Source organism: Teredinibacter sp. KSP-S5-2 (assembly GCF_032773895.1).
Classification (GTDB): domain Bacteria; phylum Pseudomonadota; class Gammaproteobacteria; order Pseudomonadales; family Cellvibrionaceae.
In genome coordinates this window covers 571,970-587,349 of the sequence record NZ_CP120416.1, presented here as the reverse complement: position 1 = coordinate 587,349, position 15,380 = coordinate 571,970, and the positions used below count along the sequence as shown (strand labels likewise).

The following is a 15,380-nucleotide window of genomic DNA, read 5'->3' as shown; positions in this document are numbered from 1 at the left end:
GGACGTGGCAGAAAGCGGCCAATGCGCCTCCTGCCAGAGAAGGTTAATTAATCGACTTTAATGCCTGAAGTAATTTGGGTGGTATACGAGTTTGCAATGAATCACTATGAGCCTCGGCTTCAATTTGGGCACGAAACTGAGCCATCATATCCGGCAAGGCCTCAACGAAGGCATCGAAATACGACTTATACGAACCAGTGTTTTTATCCCGAATGGCCAAGCGCCCTCTAAAGATCAGCTGCATCTCATTCGACATGGTATCAATCACATCCTGAGTCCCCCCTTCCGAGGCCATCCGCTGCTTTACTACCTCAACCAAACTCGGCGCTTTACCTTGCTGAATAAAAGGCACATAGCGTAACGCCACATACTCGCCACTAGGCATGGCCGATGTCCCGTTTTTAATAACGGCAAACACCTCATTCAAGGATTGATGTGCGGCTTGCAATGGCAGTTTTAATTGTGGATTTTTTTCTACAATACCCGACAATTGATCCGACCCCATTTTGCTAAACAACTGCTTATCACTTCGGCTCACAAACTGATGGCCAAGGCTATTGGTTACTGGCAGGCCAGTTAACGTCCCATCCAGATTATGTAGAAATTGCGTTAACGCACCAGAAATCGACGACCCTTTTTCCCGTTCATCACTTTGAATCAACGCATTATTTTTTACAAACTCATCAATCTGCGAACGCGGTACACGCATATGGCCAGATGAAAAGGCATCCGTTAAGAAATGGTCGGCAAACGCATTGGTAAATAACGCCGTTCGGATCAGCTTCTCCTTGGGCATTTCTTTTAAATAACGTTTGGTAAAACGCTTACGGGGGAACAATTCCGGTAAGCGACGGTATTTGGCTTTTAACTTATTTCGATAATGCGAAGCATCCACCAAACGATGCAAGGTCTCCTCATTTTTTTGGCAAAGTTTCGGAGTCATATCCCACTGATGCCTATCACACTTTAGATGGGCCAACTGGGCAAACCATAGCGCCCGTGTATGCTCCTCCACATACAGCTTGATATTATGCCAGGCAAAGTGCGAATAATTATCGTGTGCCAGCGCCACATAATTCACCCGCTTCTGCATCAACTTCATTTCCCCGCAACCACCGTACACCTGCTCGGTACGAATCGCGTGAACCTCCTCATCAATACACTTTTTTAAACCCTCACGGTTTCGGCCGTGAAACTCACTCAACACACTTGGGTCTTCAAACGCCAGCCGCTCCACGTTTTTAAAAAAGTCGCCAGACAACGCCACCAGTTGCCCATAAGTGTAATGAATCTTAGCTTCCAACCCTTTAATGTTATGCGCAAACTCCGGGTTGGCCAGCTTCAACGCCTCATCACCAATTACAGCGTGCTCACCGGAACTAAACGCCCACGCGCCCTGCCCGCCGAAAAACATACTGCAAACCAACAGTAACATCATCCATTTATTGCCGAAATGCTTGAATCCCATCGAACCACCTATTCTCCAAAAACTATCTGCCAAATTAACAAACGGCCTATTATGAAACCTAATACTGTTTTCGTCTTGCAGAAATGCGTGTAAATCAAGGAACCAACCTTACAAAAGCGATCATTCTTTAAGCAAAAGCAAGCATCAAGAAAACATTAAACGTCCGTATAAAACATAAAGCGCCAAAAGAATTTGGGATTGATTAAAAACTATTTACAGCGTTGTTTTCTAATATATGGTTGGGGTTTGGTCTGGGTTCGACACAACGTAGTCATTCAGGATGATCGTGGTTGAAAACGGTTGAACTGTAAAAGCAGATGTTATTTTTATTCAAGACTCATAAGCGGATATGAGTCTAAATATATACGATATTCGGAACTCACGGGTTCAGCTCGCCTCTATTCAACAAGATAGATATAAATTATAGATTCCGCGTAATTCTATAATCTGGGTTAGAACTAAATTTTAACTAAGAAGTGGCTGGAAAAATAGACGTGCAAACCTGCCTATCAATATCCTCCAAAAGTTCACTCTTTCGAGGTGACACTGAGTGCCAACCCGCTATAGTTTTAAGGAGAATCATTTGAGTCTACTCGTTAAATCAGCAGCTGTTGCAACAATAGTAGCAGCAGTATTTACAGTGGCCACTTATTTCGATAACGACAATGATGTGCTTATTGGAATTTTTCCAAGTCCCGCGATTGAGAGCGATGACTGGCAGCCTCCTGTAAATCCACATTATCCAGAAAGTGATATAGCAATTGAAGAAAAGGTAGATCCTAATAAGCGTGAAATGTCCCCAACAGAGGTTATTCGTGCCAAACATCAAGCAGCCCTAAGAATACCAAGCACAGTATCTAGATCTAGCGCACTTAAACAGCTGTCAGAAAAAACCGCTGATCTTGGTTATTTTAAGGAATCCTATGAAATTGGTCTCGATATACCAAGCACGGTAAGCCAATCAAGTGCTTTAAAATATTTGTCTGTAAAGGTCGCAAACAGTGGAGATATCGAGTTTGCCATCGAAATCGCAAATAAAATACCGAGCAGCGTTTCAAAAAGTAACGCATTAAAAGAGATATCTGGGATATAAATATAACAAGGCCAATTAACTCAAGCGTTACCACAAAGAATTGTGCACCGATCCTTTGTGCAGTCAAAACATAGAGCCTATATAATATTTTTTATTTCATTGCTAGTTACAGGGTACTATTGTCCACATCCTGTCTTGCATATTCTCACTGATAGAGGTAAAGAGTACTGCGGCAAAGTAGAGCAGCATGACAATCAACTTTATCTTTCTTTAAATGATACAAAATGAAAGTACGTCACCCACAAATGTGGACGTTTCCAGAAGACGGTTTTACAGGAGTTTTATCAACCCGCCTTCGGACGAAAAATCTATTCTACACTTGAGGAGGTTCAGACAGATCCGGACGAATGGTGAAAGAACGACCCCATCATGGGAAGATGGTGCTGCGGTAGAATCTCTATTGAAATGTTTCTCGTTGGAAAGCAAATCTGGCAAGGAAAGTGTGTAAACTAGACTTGACCTAACAGACATATTCTAAAAAATCGGTAACTGTTACATCAAGTCCGAACTACAGCCCTCCCTGTTAGCCGACTTCACCAGAAACACTCTTGACTCATAGTAGGAGAAAGATTCTATTATCTAACATCGACTCTATTTTATACGTCCTCATTCGCAACAACGGTTAACTGAAATGCTGTTGCCTTTTTGTTTCTAGCTGAAATTTCAATATAATAGTCCCCCGGCATAACAAAGTGTTCTTTAGAGCGAGAGCCATTCCCATAAAACCCACTATCAATTTTGGTTCTTTTCATAGAATAAAATGAAGCATCCACCATATTCGAGAGCTTAAAGAACTCAAAACGCAACATTGATGGCTTAGTTATCGACAATCGATAATAAATTTTATTTTCACCCTCAACAAACGACTTTACGGAGACCTGCTGTGGCAAATAACCCAAATATTTTGCATTTGCAAAACTATTATATGCAGGCAAGGAAGACAAATTCATATAGGAGTTATGAACATCTGGTGATGCCAGCAATGCATCTACAATTTTTCCTAGGTGCTTTTGAGTACATTCGCGTATGTTTTCATCCGCAATCAGCCTTAAATCTTCTTGAAAAGCTGTTGCACCATTTGCCTCTCTGACATTGAGTGTTACAGAACCGCTTCCACTCGGCTTTAGACTCTTAAAGGTTATATTCCCTTGAACATCTGCATCTACCTTATATTCTGATCCCGAAAGACACAAACTATTTATAACCTCAACCGCTTTATCGATATTACTTTGGTCTCCTGCAGACGTGTATAAAGCACTAGAAAATAGTATGCCTCCGAACGAAACGATTAAAACTCGAATAACAAACATAAATCATCCCCACCATTATTTCCATTCATCATATAAACCATATATTATGTAAACACGATTTAGAAAAATCACACATAATTATCATGTGAAAACAGAGAATATACAACAGCAACCATAAAATTGGCGCAACATCCATCTTTTTTATCACCCCGGGCATAAGAGCAAATAAATTTCCGCATTAAAAAACAGACTAACAGTACGCACTACCAGGATATCGGGTGACAGCCCCCAATTTTCGTTATTTTTTCATACTGTCTAAGCAGAATTGAAATTGAAAGTATCTCGTTATTTACATACTCATACGAGTTTCGTAAAGAAAATGAACCTGTTTCATTTTGGTCCATTGTGGGGTTAATTATGATGGGTAGCTTGATTGTTATACCGGTTTTGTACTATCGGGTATCTGCATAACAAATGACTACGGTATTTGGAATGAGCTGAAGCAGTATATCCTTCCATGTCTGCTTCTGACTTTAATATTAAGTTCGGCCAATAGGCCGCTCTTGGTCGGAAAATGACTTTTTTAAGAATTGAGCCGTGGTGTACCTCAATAAGTAGTAAGCACGCGCAGCGGATTAGTTACGCTGCGCTCCACAAATCGCTGGCGTAAACATAGCTATCCTTATGAAATTATCAGAGTACCTTGAAAATTATAATTCGGTTGAACAGGTGTATGGTTATTGGCCATCATTTCATGATGCTGAAATAAAAAGTGTTTTATTGGAGACGTATTACAAGGAAAAGGAAGACTATGTCTGTCCTTTTATAGAAATTACTTTACATTGTTTCGAAATGACATCAAAAGTATTGTCTAACGGTTTTTACGAATTGATTAAACACAACCTAATAAAGTTTCGATTCGAAGATGTACATGATTCAGAGCTAGTTGGATTTGACCATCAAAATGCGATTTTATCTTTAGAATTTGAAATTTTACCTAAAAATGAAAGAGGGTTTACTCCCATTTTAGTGGAAATAGACCCAGCAAATGGTTTAGGCGGTAAGTTTAAGGCATTTAGTGGTAAAGTAGTGGAAGTTTTTCCGTGTGATAGTACAGGGAAGCTAAAAAGTGACCGTGGTGTTTGAAATAGATAGAAATTGCCGATCCGCCAATGTCCGCTTCTGAGTATACGACTCTTCAATTCCGAGTTCGGCCAAGAGTCCGTTATTGGCACCGAAAAGCCATTAGAAGTATGCTATCACACATACGAGTCAAATTTTTGAGACGATATCGAACACCGATCTGTAAGTTTCTATGAAGAATAAGTTTATATTCCTAGTTTCATTGCTATTTTTGTCGGGAGCATGCCTTTCACATGAAGAAGAATCTCCACCAGCCGGATATTTGATCTTTGAAATTCGTAGCGCATATGGGATATCTTACGATTTCTTTGTTCAAATGGGAGTCGGAAAAAAGCACATCTCTTTAGAAAAGTATACACAAAAGGATGCATTTAGTGAAAGAAAAGTTGTTGAGAAAATCTACTTTGAGCTATCTAATAATCACTATAAGAAAATATTAAATTTACAAAGTAATGCTAGAAATATATCTGATTTTTCACCTAAAGAGGGTTTTGATGGTGAGGTATGGATATTTGAATCGGATGTTGAATTTTACTTGAAGTACGCTATATGGGAGCCAAAACTGCAGTCAAACTGTTGCCAGTCTCTTATAGATTTAGGAGAGTACTTGATTGAACTTAGTGAAACTAATAAGTAGGTTGGATTCCCGTTAGATGATTGAGGCGATAGGAACTCGAATTGTGCTAATAGTTGCCTTTGTATTTTTTGCTATTTTTGGGGTTTGTATCTCAATGTCTGGAGCTTGGGAAAGAAAATTTTGGGCTCTTCTCGAAGACCGGGAGCCGGAGGTTTACAAAAAGATTGGGGCTAATAGTTTCTATTCCCAAAGACATGTATCAATTGGTCTTGAGCAATCTTTGCCCTTTAAGGATATTTCTGATCAGGATGTTCTCGATGCTTTTTACAATGCTCAGCACAAATACAAAAAGATAGCCTATGCAGCATTCGCACTTGGTTTTATATCAATTGTTTTAGGGGGTATTCTTCAATGAGAAAAGTTCCTAACAAGCGACTGTGCTGTTTGAAAGGGGCTGATGTTGCTGATTCTCCTATGTCCACTTTTGAATCGAGAAAGCATCGATATTGAGCTTGGTCAATAGTCCGCTCCTGGCACTCAAAAGATATTGGTAGTACGCTATAAATACACATAAACTACACCCTGCGGGATGACATTGAGCACCGACCCGTTATGCGTTTTTTTAAGGAATGTAGATGAACAAACAGAAATTGGAGCAGTTGCTCGGTTTAGTAGTCATCGCGCTAGTAATTGAATTTATTTTGGGCTCTGGAGTGTCCTTATTTATAAATAAAATGGCTGCTTCTAGATCCTATAGTGATTCGAGCTTTTGGTTATTCACTGTTCTTCCAATCTTTAAACTATTCCTCGCTCATATAGTCGGCGCTGTTCTAGGATGGTGGCTGTATACCGTTTCTGATGTTAAGAAAAATCTATGGTTCTTCTTGGGCTTATTTGCAGTTTGGTGGGCGCTATTGGTTTTTGCTCTATTCAAGTATACAGAGAAAGAAAAGGTCGCATAACAAGTGACAGTGATATTTAGAAAGAGTTTAAACTGTATCTTCTTCTATGTCCGCAGCTTGGTTTATGATGCCCTGTTTTAGAGTACGATTGATAGTCCGGTAATGGCACGAAATAGACCTGACTGCACCAATAGAGCTAATTCGTGGAATGGGTAATTATGTTAAAAGGATATGGTTAAATATGAATCAACAACAAACAAGAAAGCGGCTTGTGGATAAGCATTTTCTATCGTGTGTTTTTCTAAAGGTTCGTTAGCGGTAAATAAAATGAGATATTTCTTACTTCTCATAATTTTGTTTTCTTCAGTTTCGTATTCTGATTCTCGGGAGAGGCTGGTCGCACTAGAATCTTGTAGTGAATTTTCGCGTACTTTCCAAGTTGCCGAGAATGAGAAGTTTGAAGGTGGACAGTCTTATATTAGTCGTGAGTTTGAATTTTATGGTGTTGATTCACAAGCGATACTTACGTGCAAGGAAGGAGTCTCTAATAGCTTGTTCATTATTGCGAAACATTCAGAATTCGCTTCTGCAAAATATCATTTCGAAGTTATTTATAATGAACTCAAGCACCTTTATGGCGCTGAGAGTGCCAAGGCATCTACAATATTAGCCGTGTTTGAGAACAATATTAATCCCCCAAGTAAAAAAGGCTTTGACAGTATTGACTACGAGAAGCAATGGGAAAAGCACGGTGAGAACAAGCTGTCTTTGAATAAGTATAGAGATTTTTATGCTATTGTTTATGGCTATGTTATTCGCTAACAAGCGGCTCATTTTAACCGGTATTTGCTTTGGCCAAAAATTAGTCCTCCACAAATACCGGGAAAAGAGCCTGGCGCTAAGTGAGTAGATCGAGTGTTTAATCTGAAAGTAGAGAGCGACAATATCTATATCTACGCTAATGGAGTTGAATATGTGATTCCAATGTCCATCAATGGTTGGAGTGAAATTGATGTATTACAGCATTGGGGGTATGAACTATATGATTTACTTGACCACTACACACTGAGGTTTCTACTTACAGGCTTAATCGAAAGTAAATGCGGGCAGGGTTATATCAGGGCATTCCGAGCCGTAAGAAATAGAGATAGTGTGCATTTTGATGATGTGTTGGTTGTGTCTCCATGGAATGTCCGAGGTTGGACACCGATTGAAGCTGTAGAGTATGTGTTATCTCCTGCTTCCCAAGCCGTTTATGATTATCAATTTGAAATTGACAATAGGTTGCCTGAGTTTTCAGTTTCATCAGAAGATTTATCTGTATGGATGTTTGAAACTCTAGAAAAGGAGGTTCCTGTAAACTATGAATCGAAATACAGATTGTATACTGAGGTTGAAAGCACTTAGCAAGGAAAATTACGCGACGAGTACATGTTTTCGACGTTATATGTAAAACGAAATAAATAAAGATGATGGGAAGTATTTCCAGGTAGGTAACCATGATCTGAATGTAAAAGAAATCATAGGGTTTTCTTTTCTCATTTTAGCTGTGCTTGTCTATCTCCTCGTAGACAAGGCCGGCTTTCAATATGCTTGGCTTGGTTGGGGTTTTCTGGTTGTTGGTTTTGTGCTGGTAGCGCTAAGTGTAGTTCAGAATGAGAAAAGGATCAACACAGAATAAGTCCATGAACGTTACTCCCTGTGTGACGTTAAATTATTCTAGTGTCAGCAATATGCTGAGTTAGCTTGTATTTGAAAAATGAAACAGCAATTGAACGAAATTGAAATTAAACTAAAAGAAGTATACTTGCCCTATCTAGTCGTATCGATTGGAGCTATCATCTTTTATGGCCTGTTTCGATGGTTGTTTGACATTAAACTCAGTGTTCTTCCCTTAAAAGAAGATTTGATCAATTTTTGGATACCTTTCGCTCTTCCTTGGATACCAATTCTAATTTGGCTTAGAAGGAGAATTCGAATTCTAAACGCAAACGGAAGGGATGGTAACGGATTCTTCTTATATCAGTTTGCAATGGCGGGAGCTATCGCAGTTCCTATAATTCTAAGTCAGAATTATCTTGAAAAGATATCTTATGACCTTGTTTCAATAGAAGAAATTCATGAAATTCAAAATCTCAAGAGTGAAAAGTTTTTTAATGTTCAATCATTTGGCGTGGATAAAAAGGAATGCCTTCATTACGTAACCGTTAGAGCTTCGGGCAGGTACAATGAAAACTTGAACCTGTATTTGTACGTGACATGCCCTTTTGATAACGCCAAAAATATTTGGTACGGTGTGAAGTATACCAAGAGCTTGAGTAATCGTATCAGTGATGACAAAAAGAACTCAGAATATAGAAGCTTCTTGGAGATGTCAGAAAAGAACTTTTCAACTTACGATTTTCAAAATATAAAGTACTTCGAAAAGCTTGGTTACACGGATGATAGAGATGGTTTTTTTAAGGCAATCAGAGAGGGGAAGTCACATCTAGACAAAAAGGAACAAGTTATTTTGGTTCCTAGAGCCGAGCATTTTGACCAAGACCTTGGGAATACCTATTTTTGGATTTTTGGATCGTTTGGCATTGGAGCATTCGTGATTTTTTGGATGGTGATTATCCCAGGAATTGACGTGAGAGAGCTAAACCATTTTAAAGACGGAAGACCGTTAAAAGAGGATGGTTTGAAGGATATTTTGGAGTTTCTCGATCCAAGAGGTCCTAATAAAGTGACGGCGATCTTACTTTTGACAAACATCGCTGTTTTCGTCGTGATGATACTTATGGGATTAAACATTATCTCGCCGACTCCTCATGAACTTTTGGAAATCGGAGGGAATAGAAGGTTTGAAGTATTGGCTGGAGAATATTGGAGGCTTTTCTCTTCCATGTTTATACACAGTGGAATAATGCACTTGTTTATGAACCTATTTGGTTTGGGTATAAGTGCAAGCTTATTGGAGGCAATACTTGGGAAAACCAAGCTGATGTCGATTTATTTAATCTCTGGTGTGTTAGCGAGTTTAGCCAGTATTTATTGGCATGAAAATACTGTTAGCGTTGGTGCTTCAGGAGCAATTTTTGGGCTTTATGGTTTGATTTTGGCATTCACAGTGTTCAAAATTTACCCGAGTTACATGCGAGGAGTTACCTGGATACTATTGGGTTTATATGCGGGTGTCAGTTTATTGTTCGGTTTTTTGGATGGAATTGATAATGCGGCACATATTGGTGGGCTAACAAGTGGATTCTTTATTGGAGGAATCCTGATATTGACTGGAAGAGATAAATTAATAAAAAATACATCCTGGATCTAAAACGTGTTATGTAAGCTAATTCTTGTCCATGGTTGTTTTTTTTAGATATACGCGACGAAATAAGAATGCAATATTTACCTTTGCGCGTGGCGATACACGGCCTCGCTCGCTGCGCGACCTCGGCCATGTATCGGGTCGGTGCTCAATTTTTTGTCGCAGATAGTTGTCCGCGCAGTGCGATTAATTGAGTAAGAATTAAATTTTATTTATGAAGTGGTTGGCAAGGATAGGCGAGCGCGTCCGCCTATCAATCTGCTCCAAAAGTTCACCCCTTCGGGGTGAAATTGAGCACCGACCCGTTAGCTTCTATAGTTGAACTCTCAGTTAGGAAGAGATATGTCAGTAAATACAAATTCAGCATTAACAAAGAAAGAGCTTTCTTCGATTGTTCGGAAATATGAAGATGCTTTGGCTTGGCTCAGTGAAAAGGGCCTGAATATAGGACCTACTAGGCTAAACAAATATCATACACATTATAGATCCCTACTTGAAAACTGGGGAAAAGAGACAATTCGAGAAATTATTAACAATAAAAATTATGCAAGTGCCATTTATGAAACTTATGAAGTTATCGAAATAAAAGAGAAGCTTGAAGAGTTTGATTGCAAAGAGGTTCATGAGAGCCTAAAGAAATCTCTATCCGGTTTAGAGTTATATAGTGCTGATGCAAGCAGTTCCAAGCCTAGCTCGGCTAGAGATTTTTCATTTGAGTTGTTTATGGCAAGGTACTTCAAACGTGCTGGTTATAACTTGAGCTTTAACACTGTTGCAGATTTTAATGCTCATGATAGCGACGATTCAATTTTCGTAGAGTGCAAAAGACCCGTTAAAGAAGAAACAGTAGGGAAAAACATTAAGAAAGCCCTCAAGCAATCAATAAAGCGCTTTATTGAAAATGACCCGAGGAACCAAAAGGGTATAGCTGCTATCGACTTGACCGCGCTTTTGAATCCAAGTCAAGAGTTTCTTGTTACCGATGATCTAAATGTCATATCTGAAGCATTGAAAGAGGCTGACAAGGTATATTCACCTGAAGTAAAAAGGCACTTTGATGAGTATGGTGAACATTGTCTGTCTGTAATATTTCATTGGCGAGTACCTCTTTTTCATCTTAAAGAAGAAAGTGTTGGGCTATATGCGAGGTGTTTTAGTTTGCCAATTTATAAAGCCGGAACAACCTCTGAAGATGTATTTAACCGATCAAATAAAAAACTAATGGGCTCAGTGGGGCTATAAGCTAACAAGCGCATTTTGTCGGACTGGTTTTCCGCTGCGCTCCAAACCAGCCGCAAATGCGGACGTTATGTGTAAACAGGTTTGATTTATGGAAGAAGAGCTTTTAGATCTTCAAAGAAGGCTTAACTCTGCTGAATATGTAGCGGAGGAAATATACCGCCGAAATGAAATTAACTATCCACTAGTTTGTTATATAAATAATATTACAGGTTGTTACATTTCAGGAAACTATGAGGTTATAGTTCTTTTTATTGGTCGTGCCAGAAAGCATATGAAAGAGAGCCGTGAAAAGCTAAGAGAATCTGGATACTATTCCTTAGTAGAAGAATATCTCTCAATAATGGAAAGGTATCTTAAAAGCAAAGGTATTGAACCGGAGTATTCTTTTTAGCATGCAAACACATAACAAACTAATCAATGGCGCCCCTGTGGGACTGGACCTCCACTTCGCGGCTTCGCCGCTACGTTCCTGCCCATTATTGAGGCGACACACGGCCTCGCTCGCTACGCGACCTCGGCCATGTGTCGGGTCGGTGCTCATTTTTTGTCGCAGATAGTTGTCCGCGCAGTGCCGTTAATTGAGAGAGAATTAATTTTAAACTAAAAAGTGGTTGGCAAGATTAGGCGAGCGCGTCCGCCTATCAATCTGCTCCAAAAGTTCACCCCTGTGGAGTGACATTGAGCACCGACCCGTTAGGCAACCGAGTTACCCACGAAAAGTAGACACCAGTTAAGCGTACTTTTTGTGGGTAAGACCAGCACCAAAGCTACATTTGTATGGAAACTAAGTACACTGAAATTGAAAATAACTTGAACTCTATTCTGGCGGAGTGCTTTAGGGAAAAGTTTTACAGCGAGGGAGTTGAAGAGCTACGTACGTTGTTGTCGAACAAAGTTCGCTACTTCGAGTGTTGGGAGTCTATTGTGAGGTGTGTTTCTGGTAGGCAGCTTGAAGTAGGTCGGGCATTGGCACTCGTTCACAACTCGGCTAATCTTCCGTTAGATGAAAATACTGAAGAGGAGGCATACCGTTGGCTTGTGCTAATGGTCTTAAATGCCTCAAGAGAGCCTGGCTCAGGAATTTACGAATATTGAAGTTATGCATAACACCTATATGACCGAACCAGCCAAAGATCAATAGGACGTAAATCTTTACGTCCGCTTTGAGGTTTGAAGACCCTATTGACTGATCGGGCTTTTAGTCCGGTATTGGCACCAAGAAGCTCTAGATAGAAGGCTATTATCGTACATAAACTGCACCCTGTTGCGTAATATCGAACTCTAGTCCATTTGCGTAGATTAAATATGAATAATGTAGTTGAAGAGTATAAATTTTTTAAAAATATCAATGCCGTATTGGATATTGCGAGATTTCCAGTTAATGAAAATGCAACCTCTACTGACCCCAGATTAATAATCAATGCTTTAGAGGAGTTCGGAAACCGATATAAAGCAATTTTTCAAAAGATTAACCCAGATTTAGATATCAAGGAATATTTCAATATTCAAATTGATTATCAATCAGCCAATGGTATCAAGGGTAGAGAAATTGAGATACACGAATTTTGGGGTGAAGGTTATGATATTACCAATAATACTGTTAATTTATTTGAATACTCCAAGAATTGTATGAGTACAAGCGTAGACTCTGGATTGGCACATGCCCTTCTTGATCCACCATATTGTCTTAAAAGACCACCATCCGTTCCATCTAAAATATCTATTGAAAGAAAGGATCCAGAAAGAAAGTGGATGACTGATCTTGTTAATAGGTTTAATAATGAAGTATTGAAAATTGATGTAAATTCCTCTTTAAATCATATTATTATTGAAGAATGGCCTACCAATTGGTCAAATTATTTTGACGCTGGTAATGAGTGGTGGGGTTCATTTTTATGGTCCGTATTGGATAAAAAGAATAAATGGGTAACTGTAATCGGTGCATCCACCACAGATTAAAATAGATTGTAAAAACGTAGAGAAAAGAAAACCAAGAAAAGACAGTCGTAATGTGATTGTAAAATGTCCGCTTTGGAGAATGCATGCTTCGACGCCTGGATAGACATATATTCCGCTTCTGGCACGCAAAAGCTATTAGCAGTATGCTATAAACAAACAGAAACGAGGCCCCGCCGGGGTGACATTGAGCACCGACCCGTTAGGCGAAAAGAATGTTCACAGTAATCGTCAAGAAACCAAGGCCCGATTTTAGGGTGTTTATAGATCTTCTATTTGGCGAAGGCAGAAGTGTTGATTCAGAAGGAGATGCTAATTCTGTTCATAGTAGAGATTGGCGTGATTTATATCTTAAAGATAGAGAGTCGGATGATCCAAAAGTGGAGTTGTACTCAGAGGCTGTTAGTCCTCTGTATTTCGAGGTCGAGTCTGAATCCCAACGGCTTGAAGAATTAGCAGCTTTGTACCTGTATTTATATTGTGGGGATTCAATTCAGAGTGATACCGGGTATTGTCTGAAAAAGCTGTGGCGGCACTAGAGCATAAATATAAAGAAGAGCTGCATCGGGCAAGCAATTCAATTTGGCATAAATCTAATGAAGATAACCCTTACCCAAACATCGCCTAACAAGTGACTGTGGTATTTCGATAAGGTAGAGACTGTATATTATGCTATGTCCGCTTCTGGGTTTGTGAAGCTTCGATTTTGAATACAATCAACAGTCTGCTCCTGGCACCCAAAAGCCATTAGCATTATGCTATAAGCACACATAAACGATATCCTGTAGTGTGGCATAGAGCATCGACCCATTAGGCAATAAAGGAAGTTATGAGAATCTACGGAACAAAAAATAATGTTTATGACGCTGTTGATACAGTGCTAGAGCACGGGATAGCTGCGGTTGAGGGGACAAAGATACCAGCTGTTGAGTACGCCAATCGAATTATTGAATGTCTAGGTATATACCCAGATGTTTCACCAATAATTAGTTATCAAAACGTACCAAATGCGGGCTACCTCTACTATGTTTTTGACATTAATAGGTTTCCCATCGGTGAAAAAGCACTTGAAGACATAGTGTTAGAAATAGATCTGGAAAATGCCTAACAAGTAACTATGGTAATAGCGCATAACATGTTAACGGAAGCATAGATAGGATGTCCGCTTTTAAAGGTGAAAGCTTCAATACCCGAGTGGACATCTAGCCCGATAATGACACAAAAACGATATGGGGAAATTACCCCATTAATTAACTGATAAATCACCTCATGATTAAAAGTCTTGCCAAATTTTGGGAGAAGGAATTCGAAGGTTTTATACCGAAGGCTCATAACTTAAAGCATGAATATAAAAATCGTTGGGTTCGCTTCCACTCATTACCTGAATCTAAGAGATACCCTGAAACTGAAGATGAATATGTGGAGATTTTGCGCAGGCATAATCTCATCTTGCAGGAGATCGTTGGGGATAAAGAAGACTTGTATGTGATTTTGCCAGAATATTCTGAGTCAGGTGTTCCAACAAAACCAGAAGAAAATCTAACAAATCTAGTTCCTATCTCAGAATACTGGTGTTCAATTCAGCCATTCAAAGACGAAGACTACGATGTATTTTGGCATCTCCATGCTTCTAAAATAGTTTTTACTGGTAGTGAGCTAAATGACTTGTTTCGTTTAGTTGCCAACGATGAAGTGCGCAATATTATGATTGTTTGTTCTTCTACGAAGGTAGTATTTCATCCCTATGACGGTGGTGCTGATGTCGTGTTAGCATCAACAAAAGAAAGAGATGAGCTAAAGAAGAAGCACTGTGATTGGCTATCTACTCATCCCGAGGGTTTTTAGACTAAATGAGCTGGGTGGCTTGATATTGCACACCGCCCGCTTTTCTTCTTTCGAGGTGGACTGTTATTTTTGAACTTTATTTCTGCTCCTGGCACGCATAGACCATTAGCAGCATGCTATAAACAAACATAAACGCCCCCTACTGGGTGGCATTAAGCACCAATCCGTTGCATGTCAGTATGAATAAGTACACTATAGCTAGTATTATGTTTTTCTTGTCATTGCCGAGCTTTTCAGCAGAGTGGATTGCAGTTGGTGAGCAGCCTGAGCTGTCTAAAACTGACGAAATTGAAATTCGACTTTGGGAATATTTGAAGGAAAATAGTGAATCAGATTTTGAGCCTTCAGAAAATTATAGGTTTCAGTATAAATTTATTAGTGAATCTAAAATATTTATTAATGCGCTTTGTGTCCAGGCTCTCAATGACGAATCTGAACTTGGAGCTCTCCCTGGCCCTACTACCGAAAAGCTGAAGAATGAGCTATATCTAGTACTCGACGGCGGAAACTGTTTTTTTAATGTTAAATACAATATTGAAAAGGCCAAATTTTATTCTTTGTCTATTAATGACAGAGGATGAAGGTGGAACAAGC

The 15,380-nt window shown here is 39.4% G+C and carries 18 protein-coding genes and 1 pseudogene; 17 read left to right on the top strand and 2 right to left on the bottom strand.

Annotation, left to right across the window (positions count from 1 at the left end; all coding sequences use genetic code 11):
- Positions 1-43: 43 nt before the first annotated feature.
- Positions 44-1,468 carry a hypothetical protein gene (locus P5V12_RS02755; RefSeq protein ID WP_316955705.1) on the bottom strand — a complete coding sequence of 475 codons (1,425 nt, stop codon included), beginning with the start codon at positions 1,466-1,468 and terminating at the stop codon, positions 44-46.
- A 583-nt stretch (positions 1,469-2,051) separates the two neighbouring features.
- Here P5V12_RS02755 and P5V12_RS02750 point away from each other — a divergent pair.
- Both P5V12_RS02750 and P5V12_RS02745 read left to right on the top strand, forming a co-directional pair.
- On the top strand, positions 2,052-2,561 hold the full coding sequence (locus P5V12_RS02750; protein WP_316955704.1) for a hypothetical protein: 510 nt from the start codon (positions 2,052-2,054) through the stop codon (positions 2,559-2,561).
- A 129-nt stretch (positions 2,562-2,690) separates the two neighbouring features.
- Positions 2,691-3,014, top strand: a pseudogene (locus P5V12_RS02745) (IS481 family transposase); the annotation flags it as partial.
- Between the two features lie 143 nt (positions 3,015-3,157).
- On the opposite strand, the gene P5V12_RS02740 reads toward P5V12_RS02745, so the two are convergent.
- A complete protein-coding gene (locus P5V12_RS02740) occupies positions 3,158-3,871 on the bottom strand; it encodes a hypothetical protein (RefSeq protein WP_316955703.1) in 714 nt (237 codons plus the stop codon).
- 624 nt (positions 3,872-4,495) lie between these two features.
- Here P5V12_RS02740 and P5V12_RS02735 point away from each other — a divergent pair.
- From P5V12_RS02735 to P5V12_RS02665, 15 genes are all read left to right on the top strand, one after another.
- A complete protein-coding gene (locus tag P5V12_RS02735; RefSeq protein ID WP_316955702.1) occupies positions 4,496-4,957 on the top strand; it encodes an Imm50 family immunity protein in 462 nt (153 codons plus the stop codon).
- 169 nt (positions 4,958-5,126) lie between these two features.
- On the top strand, positions 5,127-5,591 hold the full coding sequence (locus P5V12_RS02730) for a hypothetical protein (protein ID WP_316955701.1): 465 nt from the start codon (positions 5,127-5,129) through the stop codon (positions 5,589-5,591).
- A 16-nt stretch (positions 5,592-5,607) separates the two neighbouring features.
- The gene (locus tag P5V12_RS02725) at positions 5,608-5,946 is read left to right on the top strand and encodes a hypothetical protein (RefSeq protein ID WP_316955700.1); all 339 of its coding nucleotides are present in this window, start codon (positions 5,608-5,610) and stop codon (positions 5,944-5,946) included.
- Between the two features lie 220 nt (positions 5,947-6,166).
- Complete coding sequence (locus P5V12_RS02720; protein ID WP_316955699.1) at positions 6,167-6,493, top strand: hypothetical protein; 327 nt, start codon at positions 6,167-6,169, stop codon at positions 6,491-6,493.
- 267 nt (positions 6,494-6,760) lie between these two features.
- On the top strand, positions 6,761-7,255 hold the full coding sequence (locus P5V12_RS02715) for a hypothetical protein (RefSeq protein WP_316955698.1): 495 nt from the start codon (positions 6,761-6,763) through the stop codon (positions 7,253-7,255).
- A gap of 153 nt (positions 7,256-7,408) precedes the next feature.
- Complete coding sequence (locus P5V12_RS02710; RefSeq protein WP_316955697.1) at positions 7,409-7,840, top strand: hypothetical protein; 432 nt, start codon at positions 7,409-7,411, stop codon at positions 7,838-7,840.
- A 352-nt stretch (positions 7,841-8,192) separates the two neighbouring features.
- Entirely contained in the window at positions 8,193-9,749 is a 1,557-nt protein-coding gene (locus P5V12_RS02705; protein WP_316955696.1) for a rhomboid family intramembrane serine protease, read from the top strand.
- Positions 9,750-10,085: 336 nt separating this feature from the next.
- Positions 10,086-10,985, top strand: a complete 900-nt coding sequence (locus P5V12_RS02700; protein WP_316955695.1) for a hypothetical protein — start codon at positions 10,086-10,088, stop codon at positions 10,983-10,985.
- A gap of 88 nt (positions 10,986-11,073) precedes the next feature.
- Positions 11,074-11,376 carry a hypothetical protein gene (locus P5V12_RS02695; RefSeq protein WP_316955694.1) on the top strand — a complete coding sequence of 101 codons (303 nt, stop codon included), beginning with the start codon at positions 11,074-11,076 and terminating at the stop codon, positions 11,374-11,376.
- Positions 11,377-11,762: 386 nt separating this feature from the next.
- Entirely contained in the window at positions 11,763-12,080 is a 318-nt protein-coding gene (locus P5V12_RS02690; RefSeq protein ID WP_316955693.1) for a hypothetical protein, read from the top strand.
- A gap of 210 nt (positions 12,081-12,290) precedes the next feature.
- Positions 12,291-12,944 (top strand): hypothetical protein, encoded by a 654-nt coding sequence (locus P5V12_RS02685; protein ID WP_316955692.1) that lies wholly within the window; start codon positions 12,291-12,293, stop codon positions 12,942-12,944.
- A gap of 212 nt (positions 12,945-13,156) precedes the next feature.
- On the top strand, positions 13,157-13,480 hold the full coding sequence (locus tag P5V12_RS02680) for a hypothetical protein (RefSeq protein ID WP_316955691.1): 324 nt from the start codon (positions 13,157-13,159) through the stop codon (positions 13,478-13,480).
- Between the two features lie 290 nt (positions 13,481-13,770).
- Positions 13,771-14,049 (top strand): hypothetical protein, encoded by a 279-nt coding sequence (locus tag P5V12_RS02675; protein WP_316955690.1) that lies wholly within the window; start codon positions 13,771-13,773, stop codon positions 14,047-14,049.
- A 161-nt stretch (positions 14,050-14,210) separates the two neighbouring features.
- The gene (locus tag P5V12_RS02670) at positions 14,211-14,786 is read left to right on the top strand and encodes a hypothetical protein (RefSeq protein ID WP_316955689.1); all 576 of its coding nucleotides are present in this window, start codon (positions 14,211-14,213) and stop codon (positions 14,784-14,786) included.
- A gap of 179 nt (positions 14,787-14,965) precedes the next feature.
- Positions 14,966-15,367, top strand: a complete 402-nt coding sequence (locus tag P5V12_RS02665) for a hypothetical protein (protein ID WP_316955688.1) — start codon at positions 14,966-14,968, stop codon at positions 15,365-15,367.
- The last annotated feature ends 13 nt before the right edge of the window (positions 15,368-15,380 follow it).